Annotated in this window: 6 protein-coding genes; all 6 read right to left on the bottom strand. The window is 65.0% G+C overall.

The annotated features are described in order from the left end of the window. Positions 1-274: 274 nt before the first annotated feature. Positions 275-3,715: a hybrid sensor histidine kinase/response regulator gene (locus AC13FW_RS04865; RefSeq protein ID WP_482988380.1), complete on the bottom strand. Its 3,441-nt coding sequence runs from the start codon at positions 3,713-3,715 to the stop codon at positions 275-277. A 123-nt stretch (positions 3,716-3,838) separates the two neighbouring features. Beyond that, a complete protein-coding gene (locus tag AC13FW_RS04870) occupies positions 3,839-4,285 on the bottom strand; it encodes a hypothetical protein (protein WP_296253103.1) in 447 nt (148 codons plus the stop codon). Between the two features lie 197 nt (positions 4,286-4,482). Next, positions 4,483-5,217 (bottom strand): winged helix-turn-helix domain-containing protein, encoded by a 735-nt coding sequence (locus tag AC13FW_RS04875; protein ID WP_482988381.1) that lies wholly within the window; start codon positions 5,215-5,217, stop codon positions 4,483-4,485. Between the two features lie 144 nt (positions 5,218-5,361). Then, positions 5,362-7,509 carry a S46 family peptidase gene (locus tag AC13FW_RS04880; protein ID WP_282267510.1) on the bottom strand — a complete coding sequence of 716 codons (2,148 nt, stop codon included), beginning with the start codon at positions 7,507-7,509 and terminating at the stop codon, positions 5,362-5,364. A 235-nt stretch (positions 7,510-7,744) separates the two neighbouring features. Then, positions 7,745-11,557 carry a translocation/assembly module TamB domain-containing protein gene (locus tag AC13FW_RS04885; protein ID WP_482988466.1) on the bottom strand — a complete coding sequence of 1,271 codons (3,813 nt, stop codon included), beginning with the start codon at positions 11,555-11,557 and terminating at the stop codon, positions 7,745-7,747. Positions 11,558-11,601: 44 nt separating this feature from the next. Beyond that, on the bottom strand, positions 11,602-13,401 hold the full coding sequence (locus AC13FW_RS04890; RefSeq protein WP_482988382.1) for an autotransporter assembly complex protein TamA: 1,800 nt from the start codon (positions 13,399-13,401) through the stop codon (positions 11,602-11,604). Positions 13,402-13,546: the final 145 nt, after the last annotated feature.

Genomic DNA, 13,546 nt, shown 5'->3' on the forward strand with positions numbered 1-13,546 from the left:
GCAGCGAAGCCAGCGCACCACCTGTAGAGCGCAGCCATGCTGCGCTGGGGCATTGCCGGTAGAGCTTCTGCCGAGCATGGCTCGGCACTACCGCGGTTGCTCCCTCCCTTTCGCGTAGCGAAAGGGGGTGAAGAAGGCCTGCTTGCGCGCCACTGGCGCGCGGCCTGATGAACGACCGAAGGCTGCGCCTTCGGGCCGGGCGGGTTGGGGAGCGGTTGGCTTTTCGCTGGTAAAGCTCCTTGCCGAGCATGGCTCGGCACTACAGTGCTGGCTGCTAGCGTCGGCGCGGGTCGTTCAATGCGGTCAGGAACGCACGCAGCGAGGCCGGCTTCACCGGCTTGGTCAACACGCGGTAGCCGCGTTCGCGGGCCATGCGCTTCAACTCATCGCGGCCATCGGCGGTCAGCAATGCGCCGGGCAAAGGACGGCGCGCGGCTTCGCGCAGGGCGAGCAGGGTGTCCAGGCCATCGAGCCGATCGTGCAAGTGGTAGTCCACCAGCATCACATCGGGCTGTTCGCTCAGTTTCTCCAGCGCCATGTCCACCGTGCTGGCGGCGATGACCTCCACCTTCCAGCGGCCGAGCAAGGCGCGCATGCCGTCGAGGATTTCCTGGTCGTTGTCCACGCACAGCACGCGCAGGCCGGCCAGCGAGTCATCACCACCAAAAGCGGTCGGCTGACGTGGCGCCGGCAGCGGTACTGCCGGTGTTTCCACCCGCGGCAGGGTGATCGAGAACATGCTGCCGTGGCCGGGTTGGCTGCGCGCGTTCAAACCGTGATCAAGCAGGCGCGAGATGCGTTGGCAGATCGACAAGCCCAGGCCCAGACCCTGCTCGCCCCAGTCGAACGGCTGCTGGTAGCGATGGAACTCATTGAAGATCTGCTGCATGTGATGCTCGGGAATGCCCGGGCCGGTATCCCATACCTGCAGTTCAACCTCGTCGCCACGCACGCGCAGCGCCAGCACGATGCGACCGCTACGCGTGTAACGCAGTGCGTTGGCCATGAAGTTCTGCAGCACGCGACGCAGCAGGCGTCGATCACTGCGCACCCAGGCAGTGCGTGCAAACACATGCAGGCGCAGGCCTCGCCCTGCCGCTACCGGCGTGTACTGTGCAGCGAGCTCGCGTACCAACACGCTGGCATCGAACTCGCTGATGGTCGGGCGCAGCCCGCCCGCATCCAATCGCGACACGTCCAACAGGCCATCCAGCAACTCCTCGGCCGCGCGCAGGGAAGCATCCACACGCTCGGCCAGATGCCGCTGCTCGTCGGTCTCGTGCAGGCTGTCGCGCAGGGCGGACGCAAAAAGCCGCGCTGCATTCAGTGGCTGCAACACGTCATGACTGATCGCGGCGAGGAAGCGCGTCTTGGATTGCTGCGCTGTCTCGGCTGCCTGCGAACGCTCGGCTACGCGCTGCTCCAGGGTTTCGTTGGCTTCCAGCAACGCCTGCTCGGCATTCTTGAAATCCGTGATGTCGTTGTAGCTGGTGACATAGCCGCCACCGGGCAAGGCCTGGCCACGCAGCTCGATCACCTTGCCATCGGCGCCGGTGCGTTCGAACACGTGCGGTGAGCCAGCACGCATATAGCCGATACGGCGATTGATCTGCACTTCGGTGTCACCCGAACCCAGCTCGCCGCGCTCGGCGTTGTAGCGGATCAGGTCGGCGACCGGGCGGCCGACGTAAAGCATGCCGTCCGGGTAACCAAACATCTGCTGGTAGCGCCGGTTCCATGCGGTCAAGCGCATTTCCGGATCAACCACACTGACGCCTGCGCTGATGTTCTCCAGCGTGGTGGAGAGAATTTCGCGGTTGAAGCGCAGCTCCTGCCCCGCCTCATCCAGCACCGCCACCACTTCACCAAGATCCATGCCCGAGCCGCGCAGCAGGCTGGTCAGCAGCAGGCGCGCGGACGCCGCACCGATGGATGCGGCGAGCAGGCGCTCGGTGAACTGCACCCAGACACGGTCGGCGGCAGCGGCGGGTTGGAATTCGCGCTCCAGCAACTGCGCCTGTTCGCCGAACGAGCGCCGCGCACGGTTGTCACCGATGACGCGCGTAGCCAAGGCCAGCAGATCGCGGACCTTGACGTGCGCCGGCCAGTCACCGGCCACCACTGGCCGCTTGGCATAAGGATCCAGGAAGGGTGCCGCGCGCAGGCGCTCGGCGACATCCGGGCGCCAGCGCATCGACACCAGCAACATGGTCACGGTGTTGATCAGCAGCGACCAGAAGGTGCCATGGGTCAGCGGGTCCCAGCCGGTCAGGCCGAACAACTGCTGTGGCCGCAACCAGTCGATGCCGAACGGTCCCTGCGTGAGCAGGCTCGCATCCAGCCAGCCGCCATGGCTCAGCGCCGGCACCAGCAAGGTGTAGGCCCAGACCACAAAGCCGACCAGCATGCCGGTTTCTACGCCGCGGCGGCTGGCGCCACGCCAGTACAGGCCACCTAGCAGGCCCGGTGCGAACTGCGCGACCGCGGCGAAGGCCATCAATCCATAGGCGGCCAGCATGGTGTCGTCGTTGCTGCCGCGGTAATAGCCATACGCGACCAGCGCCAGCAGCACGATCGCCATGCGCCGGATCCACAGCACGCGCGAGGCGACATTGGCGGCCTCGCGGTGGTCGCCACTGCGACGCAGCAGCAGCGGCATGACGAGATCGTTGCTGATCATCGTCGCCAGCGCGATCGAGGACACGATGACCATGCCGGTGGCCGCGGAGAAGCCACCGATGTAAGCAATCAAAGCGAGCGTTGTATTGCCGGCAAGCATCGGCAAGGCCAGTACCAGGGTGTCGTCCGAGGCCAGGCCAGTGCCGAACATCGCCGCGCCGGCCGTGGCGATTGGCACGATCATCAAGGAAATCAGCACCAGGTAAGCGCCGAACATCCAGCGTGCGCTGCGCACATCGCCGGCGTTGCCGCACTCCACCACCGCAACGTGGAACTGCCGGGGCAGGCAGATCAGGGCCAGGAAACTGAGCAGCGTCTGCGAGACGAAGCCCACCGGCGGCATGCCTTCAAACAAGGTGCGTGCCGACTGCACCACCGACTCGCCGCGGTCGGTCAGCCACACATAGGCGAAGACGCCGATCGCGACCATGGCCAGCAGCTTGATCAGCGATTCGACGGCGATGGCCAGCATCATGCCGTAATGGTGCTCGGTGGCATCGACCTGGCGGGTGCCGAACAGGATGGCGAACAAGGCCATCAGCAGCGCGACATACAGCGCCGGATCGGTCAAGAAACCCTTGCCGGCGGCATCCCCGGTCAGCACCTGCAGGCTCATCGCCACGGCCTTGTACTGCAAGGCCAGGTACGGCACCACGCCGATCAGCGCGATCAAAGCAACCAACGCCGCCAACCGCCGCGAGCGTCCAAAGCGCGAGGAAATGAAGTCGGCGATGGAGACCACGTTCTCGCTGCGAGCGATCAGCGCCAGCCGTTCGATGATCCGCCAGCCGAACATCAGCATCAGCAGCGGGCCAAGATAAATAGGCAGGTAGCCGATGCCATAGCGCACCGCCGAGCCGACCGCACCGTAGAAGGTCCAGGACGAGCAATAGACCGCCAGCGCAAGGCTGTAGACCACCGGCCGCAGCCACGGGCGGTCCGGATACAGCGGGCGACGATCACCCCACCACGCCACCCCGAACAGCAGCGCGGCATAGCAGAGTGAGACCAGGAGCAGGATCCAGCTGGAGACCAAGGGTAGTTCCCGTGCGACTTAGCCGGGCCAGTGTAGCCATTCCCTCGATTCCCGGGCATCCAGCGGCCTTGTCAGCTCGGCGGCCGCGCAGAAGAACGCCCCGGCATGACCGGGGCGCCCGGATCAATCACCAGCGATTACTTGGTAATAGCCGGTCATATTGATGCACCAACCCTTGTTATCAAGCCGAGGATGGGTCAAGTCGTCACTGACGTTGGTGAAGTTATTGCCGACGCCAAGCTTGAAGAAGTCGGCACGACTGTCCAGCCAGGCCTCTTCGCCACGTTCCATGCGGTAGTCGCCGGGACGCGAAGCGAGCTTTCCGGCCATCTCCCATCGTTGAGACATTTGCCAGATGCCGTCCAACGACAACACATGCGAGCGCTGATCATCCGAGGCACCACCAACCTGTCCGGGTGATGCCAGCTCGTACAGATAGGTGTACTTGCCAAGTGCGGCCCAGCGGGAGCTGTCGTGCGGACGGTAGGCAAAGCCGGCATTGACCTCGGCCAAGCGGGCACCGTCCTGCGCGCTCAGGCTGTCGGATGTGTCGGAGTAATTGGCACGCAAGGCCAGACGCCAGTCTTCGTTGACCTTGTAGAACAGACGATTGGTGGTGACCCACTGTTCGCGCGCCTCTGCGCCGGTGCCACGCCGACACTCAAGTTTGCTCGACCAGTCGGTCCACTCATCGGCGTTGACCCCGATTGCATGCGAATCGGCATGCCTTCAAATTCGTGCATTGACGATCAACTGAAAAGCATGAGCTAAACCGTCAAACGGTAGCCAGCACCCCGAACTGCGCGGATCGGGAGGGTACAGCCGGTGGCCGACTGCACGCGGTTACGCAAGCGGTGGACCAGCACTTCAATCCGGTGCGGATCAAAGCTCCAGGGCTGGTCGGTAAGGGCGCCAATCAGGCGCTCGCGGGCAACCGTCTCGCCCGGCGATGAGAAGAGCAAAGTGAGAAATGCCCGTTCGGCTTCGGTCAGCGCCAATACCTGCGCATTGGGCCCACGCAGGTCCCAACTATCGGATTCCAGCGCCCAGCAAGGGGCATTGTCGGCACCGCCGGATTCCATCAGCTGCGCCGCTTCGCCGGGCAAGCGCCGGCGCAGGCTATACAGCTTGGCGGCGAGGAATTCCGGCTCCGGCCGGTGCGGCAGGCAGGCATCGGCCCCGGCCCATAGGCCATCGGCAATCAGTTGTGGGGTGTTTGGGTCCACCAGCAGGACAACGCCCAGATCATCACGACGGCGCAGGTGCTCCACCGTCTCGACCATGCCGGCGCGGACCCGGGTGGTATCGATGACCACGATGTCGCAGGGCACGATCACCAGTTCGCGGTACAGCGCCTCGACGCTGTCCAGGGCCTGGATCTGCGCGCCATACGGCAACAGCGGTTGCAACAGTTCCAGGTTGCCGACAATCCAGATACGCAGTGGCGCCAAGGCCGTGGGATTGGCTGCGCCCACAGCCGCATAGTTCAGATCCGATGCCACACACTCTCCCTGTCGGGCGTCAGTAGACAGCCCACCTATTCTCGGGATTTTAGCCTAGCGTAATGTCAGTTATCGCCGAAACGGGGTACACACCGTTTTATGAATGGAATGGGCGGCACTTTCGCGCCGCCCACTCAGTCGCCCTTATTCGGCAGGTACGCCCATTTCCTGCAGCAGAGCGGGCGCCGGATACACCTTGGCCAACAGCCAACGCAGGTACCGCATGTCCACGTGCACCGCACGCTTGTAGCGCGGATCGAACCACCAGCTGGCGCTGACCGATTCCCAGTTGGAATCGAAGTTCAGACCAATCAGCTCGCCCTTGGCATTGAGCACCGGCGAACCGGAGTTGCCACCGGTGGTGTCCAGGTTGGTCAGGAAGTTCACCGTCTGCGTCTTCAACGCCGGATCGGCGGTGCTGCCAAAATCGCCCTTGGCAATTGCCGCCAGCAGCGGCTTGGGCGCATCGAACGGCACCGTGTTGGTGTTCTTCTCGACGATGCCCGCAACCGTGGTCACCGGCGAGTAACTGACCGCATCACGCGGATGCAGTGCCTCGACCTTGCCATAGCTGATGCGCAGGGTGCTGTTGGCATCCGGGTATACCGCCCGGCCCTGGCTTGCACGCCAGGCGAACAAGGCCTGCATGTAGGACGGACGCAGGCGCAGCTGCTCGCCCGCGCGCTCCTTGCTGTCGCGCTCGGCATTGAGCTGTGCCATCACCAGTGCAGAGGCCACCGACACCAGCGGATCGGCTTCGATGAAACCACCCTTGCGTGCGGCTTCGAAGCGCGACAGACGCTGCGCTTCATCGCCGAGCTTTGTCTGTGCGTACAGTTCATCCAGATGCCTGGCCAGCTCGGCCGGGGTGCGACCGAACAGGTTGTCGTAATGCGAGTCGCGCTGTGCATCGGGCAGCTGCTGGTAGCGGGTCAGCAATGCGGTGAGCAATGCCTTCTCAACGGCCGGGTCGTAGCGACGCTGTACCTGCTTGAGCACACCTTCGATCAAGGCCTGGTCGCGCTGCTGATAGCCGGCTTCACGCTCGGCATCGGGCTTGAGCGACTCCACCCGCAGCCGCTCCAACAGCAACGCCGAACGCAGCAGCTGGGTCTGGCTGGACATCAAGGTGATCAGGAACTCGCTGCCACCAACGGCGCTGTCCGCGGCCAGCGACGCAAACAGTGCATCGATATCGGCCTTGTACCTGCCATCGGCGCTGGCCAGCATGGCCTGTTCGTCCTGTGCACGCTGGGTCTTGGCATCGCTGCGCAGCAGGCCTTCCAGTTCACCGGCTGCGCGCTTGCGGTTGTTCTTCAGCGACTGCAGCTGCGAAGCGTAGCGCGTGCGTGCATCGGCATTGCCCTTGCCCTGCGCTTCGATCACGTCGATCAGCTGCTGGAACACTTCCACGCGACGCGGCAGCACGGTATCGATCTGGTTGGCGAACTCGGCGGCGGTGCGCAGGCGATAGGTGGTGCCCGGGTAACCGGCCAGCATCGCGTAATCGCCTTCCTTCGGGCCATCCAGCGACATCTTCAGGTGCGCCGGCGGATGGTAAGGCACGTTGTCCTTGCTGTACGGCGCCGGCTTGCCATCCTTGCCGACGTAGGCACGCAGCAGGGTGAAATCGCCGGTGTGGCGAGGCCACATGAAGTTGTCGATTTCATCGCCGTAGTTGCCGATCGCACGCGGCGGTGCATAGACCAGACGGATGTCGGTCAGCTCCAGCTGGCGGATGCGGTAGAAGTCGCTGCCGTAGTACATGTTGGCCACCGAGCAACGCACGCCGCCTTCGGCCTCGCAGTCGGCGACGATGCGCTTGCGCGCGCTCTCCACCGCGTCGTAATAGCCGCGACCGGTCTTGCCACGTGCGTCCTTGAGCACCTCGTCGGTGACCTTGTCGAAGCCGACCGTCACCAGCACCCGGTAGTCGGGATTGGCAGCGCGCTCGTCATCGCGGCCCTGGGCGATGAAGCCGTCATCGATGAAGTTGTGCTCCTTGCTGGCGTTGTACTGGATGACGCCATAGGCCACGTGGTGATTGGTCAACAACAGGCCCTCGTCGGAGACGAACGAACCGGTACCGCCACCGACACGCACCACCGCACTCAACGGCGGCGCGGTGACGTCCGCCAACTGCTTGGGGTCACCCTTGAAGCCGGCGTCCTTGAGCGTCCTGGCCAGCTCCGGCAGCTGCGTGGGCATCCACATGCCTTCGTTGGCGTGGGCGGCAGCGGCGGTCAGGCTCATGCCCAGCGCCAGCGCGGCGGTAAGCGGTTTACGCGTCATTGGAACTCCAGCGGATTACAGAACAGCCGTGGACAGTAGCGGCCCCCGCTTGGAGCGGCAACCGCCAGCAGTCACGCCGTACCGCCAACGCCTGTTGGAGCGGTGTCAGCCGCGAAGCCGGTGCGGCATGGTTTCGCGGCAGAGCAACGGCTTCGGCGTTGCCAATGCGCCAATGGCTTCGGCGGGAGTGCTGGCTTCGCGGCTGACGCCGCTCCCACAACACTCCGCCTCCTGCTCAGCGCTCCTTGCGCCAGTTCACCGAGCCACGGTTCTCGACCGTGGACGATTCCACTTCGATGTCGAAGCCGCGCCGCAGCAGGTACTTCAAGGTGAGTACCGAACCGCTGCCGATCAGTGACACGCCGTAGCCGATGTAGAGCTTGGGCGTGATGTACTTGCCCACGCCGATCACCGAACCGCCCAGCGCGCGTGACTGGCTGACGCCAGCATCATCGAGGCCGATCTTGGCGCCCACCTGTGCAGCAAGCAGGCCGGTGCCGGCCGACAATGCCGCCGATGCCGCGTTGACCTGCTGTGCCTGGTCGCTGCTGGCCATGCTCAGGCTGCGCCCCAGCACCAGATACGCCAGCGATTCGGATTGCGACATCGCCGGATCCGACCACACGTCGACCTTGGGCTGCTGGGCACGGCCGGTGACATGGATGCCGGCGGTGATGTCACCAATCGAGCGCTGCGCCTTGATGTTGATGCGCGGGTCGGAGACCACGCCGTAGTTCCACAACAGCTGGCCGTCGGTGATGGTCAGGTCCTGGCCGTAGGCCTTGTAGCGGCCACTGACTTCCAGGCCACCGTTGGCGGTCATCTCGCGGCCCGGGCGTGCACGCACCTGCATCCTGCCGGTCAGCGCGCCCTTCAGGCCGAAGCCGCTCATCTTGACCTTGTCGCCGAGGCTGACGGTCAGGTCCATGTCCAGCGGCGAGGACGGGCCTTCTTCCGGGTCGACCGGATCCAGCACCACGATGTCTTCCGACGCCGAGGTACCGCGATCCAGGCGTTCAAGATCCAGATCCGCCTCGGGTACATGCACGCTGCCACGCAGTTCCATCGCGGTGCCGGCCAACGTGAAGTCCAGATCCGGATTGGCCACCACCCGCAGTTCGCTGGTGTTGGCCATCAGCACCTTGTCGCCGTGGATATGCAGCTGCAGGGGCTGTGCATCGCCGAACCAGGACAGGCCGCCATCCACCTGCAGCGTGCCTTCGCCACCGGTCTTGGTGGAGGCGCTGATGCGCGCCGAGCCATCGGGCTGGGCGATGAAGCTGCCCTTGCCTTCGCTCAGGGTCAGGCCCAGCGCCGGGAATTCGCCGGTGAAGTTGCTGAGCTTGGCCTCGCCACCCAGGGTTGGCTGCGAGCGCGTGCCACGCAGGCTGACGTGGCCTTCGATCAGCCCTTGCGGGCGCACCAGGTCAGGCGAGAACAACTCCAGCCAGTACAGCCGCGCGATGTTCATGTACAGCTCGCCGGTGAGTGCCGCATTGGGCTCCCAGCCGGTCTGCACCTTGGCATCGATGAAGCCGTCGCCCTTGAAGCCGACGCCGAGGTAGCCCTTGATGCTGTTGGGCAGCATGTCGACGTTCAACGAGAAATTGTCGTAACGCACCAGCTCGCCACGGGCATTGTCGCCGAGGCGGATGCCGCCTTCGGCCGAGGCTACCTTGAAGCCACCTTCCCAGGCATTGCCACGCGGACGGATGTTGCCATCCAGGGTGAGCTCGCCACGCAGGTACATGCGGCGGCCTTCATTGGGCGGCAGCCATGGCTGCACCAGGGCAAGCGGCAAGGCATCGCCGCGCAGCTGCAGGCCTTCGCGCGGCCAGTTGGCGGCGATACACAGGGCACCACCGGTCTCCGAGCCCAGGCAGGCATCGGACAGGGTGAAGTTGCTGCCCTGCGCACTGAACGTGGCCGCTTGCCGCAGCTGCCATGGCGCGCCCTTGACCGGTGCGATCCGCAGCGAGGCCAGCTCGCCGCGCCAGGCCTGGCCCTGCTGGCGCACGCTGCCACTCAACGCCACCGCACCCAGCTCGTTGCGGGTATCGGCGTCCAGCTGCAGGTTCTGCACGCTGCCACGTGCGTTGATGTTGACCTGGTCGAGCAGCATGCCGACCTCGACCGCGCTGCCATGGATCGCCAGCGCGCCGTTGTTGCCCTGCCATGGCAGACGGCCGTTGATGCTGATCTGCTGGGCCTTCCAATCGTCCCATTGCAGGCCATTGCCGCGCAGGTCGGCGGTGATGTCCGGCTGGCTCGGCGTGCCGTGCAGCTGCAGCGTGCCGGCCAGGCTGCCGGTACCGCCGGGCAGCAGATCAGACAGGTGCAACGGCTCCAGTCGCGCATCCACATCCAGACGGTCACCGACCTTGCCCTTGGCCTCGATCTGGCTGTCACCCATCACCAGCCGCACATTGCCCTCGCCCTGCGTACCCTGCAGTGCGAGCTTGGCGCGTGCATCGACGCGACGGCCGCGCAGCATGCCGTTGATCTGCGGCACGTCCAGCGTGGCTTCGAAACGCATGTCGTTGCTGCCGGCCACGGCCGGCATCTGCTTGCCCTTGGAGGCCAGCGAACCGGACAGGTTGCCTTCCCAGCCCGGCGCGAAATAACCGGGATCAAACTTGGACAGGCTTGCATCCACATCCCAGGCCAGCGTCGGTGCCCAGGCCGCCGAACCCTTCAGTTCCAGCGAACCACCAGGCGTGCTCGCCTGCAGCCGTTCGATATGCGCCTGCTGGTCGTTGCCACGCACATCGAAATCGAGATTGGCATCCTGCGCTTCGCGCGCCACTTCAGCCTTGCCAACGGCGGCCCAGTTCTTCAGGTTGCCGGCCACGCCCAGCCGCGCCTCCTTCAGATGCAAGGGCACAGGTGTGCTGTCCGACGAACTCGGGTCCGGCTCGGGGGTGTAGGTCAGCTGGTTGGCCACCACCGCGAAGCGGAAGCCCGGGTTCTGCGCATCGCTGAAATCGGCGGTGCCCTGCAGCCGCACGCTGCCGCCGAAAGCTTCGGCAACCAGCGGCGCAACCGTCAGCACCTGCTTGTCGATGGCGACATTGGACGGCGCCAGCACCAGTTCGTTCTCGCCCTGGCGCACGCGGCCCTGCAACCGCGCCTGGCCACCGCGGCCACGCGCGGTGAAATCCAGCGCCAACGGTGCCGGTGCTTCGGCAAGGAACTGCGCTGGCACCAGCTGGCCGATATCCAGCTGCTCGCTGCGCGCGGTCATGTTCCACACCGGATCGCTGCGGCCATCGAGAATGAAACTGACATGCAGCGGCTTGGGCGCGTAGCCGGCCACTGCAACTTCCATATGTGCCAGATCACCACGTGCCACCAGGCCCAACCGCGCGGCAGGCTGGCCCGGACGTGGCGGCATCAGCGCGCGCACGGTCAGGTCGGTGGCGTAGTCCTTGCGCGGCAGGTAGTGGCCATCGATACGGAAATCGCCGAGGTTGCTGTTGACCTTGATCTGGCTGGCGGTGAATTCGCCATTCGCAGCTTCAAGCCCGCCACGGACCTTGCTGATGTCGATGATCGGCTGCTGCAGCTGGGTGATGCGCAGGCCATCGATGACGATGGTGTCGGCCTGCAGGGCCAGCGGCAACTCGATGGCCGGCAATACATCCGGCCAGTTGGGCAGTTCGAAGGGCGTGTCTTCCGACGGCCCCAGCTCCAGCGTGGCATCGCTGATGCGCAGCGCGTCCAGGCGCAGCTTGCGGCCCAGCAGCGGGCGGATATCCGGATCCAGGTAGGCCTGGCCGGCAGTGAAGTGCAGCTCGTTGTAGCGGAAATCCAGGTCGTGCAGGACCAAGGGCCCGGCCAGCGGGCCTTCGGCCTTGCTCCAGGTCAGCGATGAGCCGGCGGGCAGGCGCGCGACCACCTGCGCCAGCAGCACCTCGCGGCCGGCTACGGTCTGCAGCAACCAGTACAGCGCGAACAGGCCCAGCATCACCAGCACGGTGATGGTGATGCCGCTGCGCACCGCCAGCGTGCGCAGCCGCGCCTTGCGCTTGGCACGCAGCTCGGCGATGCGCGCTTCGCGCTCTTCCGGGGTCACTTCATCGGGGCGAGTACTCACAGGTCAGCTCCGATGTTCAGATACAGCTGGAACTGCGAATCCGGGTTGTTCAAACCGTGCGCGATATCGATGCGCACCGGGCCCACCGGTGACTTCCAGCGCACGCCGAAACCCACGCCGGTATGCAGGTCGATGGTGTTGTCGAAGGCGCTGCCGGTGTCCACGAACACCGCACCGCCCCAGGGACCGCCGCCGAAGTAGTGCTCGTATTCGACCGAACCCACGGCAAGATTCTTCGCGCCCAGTGCGAACTTGTCCGGTGCCGGCGTACGCGGGCCGACTTCACGGAACGCATAACCGCGGATGGAGCGGTCACCGCCGGCGAAGTAACGCAGGCTGGGCGGCATCGCGACCAGATCGCTGGTCCAGGTGGTGCCGGCCTGTCCGCGCAGGATCAAGCGATCGGCATCGCCTACCGGGATGTACCAGCGCACGGTGGCGTCGGCCTGGATGAAACTGGTATCCGAACCGGCCCCCTCGATGCCGCCACGCAGGGTGGCATTGCCGCTCAGGCCACGGCGCGGGAAGCTCTTGTCGTCGACATCGACGTAGTCGGCGGTGAGCTGCGGGTAGACCAGCGTCGAATAGTTGTAGACCGCAGCATTGAACTGGTCGCCGGAGCTGTAGCGCCAACGCTCGCGCAAGGCATTCATCGAGACGATGGCGGTCCAGTGCTCGTTGATCTCACCACTGCGGCTGGCGATCAGCTTGACGTTGCGCAGGTCGATGTAATCGGTCTGCTCGTCATAGGCACTGATCGCATAGCTGTACCACCCATCCAGCCAGCGGAAGCCCGGCACACGGTAGCTGGTGATGAAGCTCTTGCGCTTCTGCGCGTAGTCCAGCTGGGTGCTGAGCTTGTGCCCACGGCGGTTGACGTAGCGACGCTCGACGCCACCGCGCACACCCGGCCCGCTCTCGCTGCCATAGCTCAGACCAGCGGTATAGATGGTGCGCTTGGCGCGGGTCAGCTTGACGTTGACCGGGACCTCGCCGTTGTCATCGGCCTGTTCCGGATGCGGTTGGATGTCGATGACGCTGAAATAATCGAGCTTGGTGAGCGACTCGCGCAGGCGATCAAGCTTGCCTTCATGCCAATAACTTCCCTGCTCCCAATACACCAGTGGCTCGAACAGCCCCGGACGGAAATAGTCCTGCTCGAAGGTGATCGGCCCCATGTTGTAGCGACGGCCGCTGTCCCAGGTGAGGAAGATGTCGGCGGCATTCTCGGCGCGTGTCACCTCCACCTTGCGCTGGGTGAAGTCGGCATCGAAGTAACCACGCTCGGCCAGGCGCCGGGTGATGGTGATCTTGCTGGCCTCGTAGTTCACCGAGTCGAAGGCTTCGCCGGTCTTGGGGTGGAAGGCCTCGATGTCGTCCTGCAGGTACTGGTCGCGCGAGGCCGGGCCGGTGATGGCCAGTTCCTGGGTACGGACCTTGACCTGCTCGCCCTTGTCGACCTGGATCAGTACCTGCAGGGTCTCGCCGGTACGCGGCGCTTCCACGGTGATCTTCGGGTTGTAGAAGCCGAACGGCTCCAGCGCGGTGCGGGTCTGCCGCTCGGCCTGCGACAGCAGGTATTCCAGCCGGGATTCGCCCTGCACCTTGCCGATCGCATCGTAGACCGACAGCGACACCTCGATGTTTTCAATCATCTCGGCGTCATCACCCTTGTCCAGACCCTTGATCTGGACTTTTTCGATGGTGCCGCGGGCATGGGCAAGGGGTGCTGCTGCCAGCGACGCCAGGAACAGAAGGAGCGGGGTGATTCGAGATAGCTGCATGCGCGCCAGCATACCGGTCCGAACATGACCGGCAAAATCACATGGTCAGCAGGGCCCAGCCATGCTCGGCCGGGGTGGCCCCTGTAGTGGGGGGGGGGGCGGGGGGGGCGCCGGGAAGCGGGCGAGCCCCGCGCCCCAGGGGCGGGCGCCGCCACCG

Source organism: Stenotrophomonas sp. 21LCFQ19 (assembly GCF_056861425.1).

What these genes read in the sequence shown, in the direction of transcription:
- AC13FW_RS04880 (WP_282267510.1), bottom strand. Translation starts at nt 7,509, where the DNA reads ATGACGCGTAAACCGCTTACCGCCGCGCTGGCGCTGGGCATGAGCCTG.
- AC13FW_RS04890 (WP_482988382.1), bottom strand. Translation starts at nt 13,401, where the DNA reads ATGCTGGCGCGCATGCAGCTATCTCGAATCACCCCGCTCCTTCTGTTC.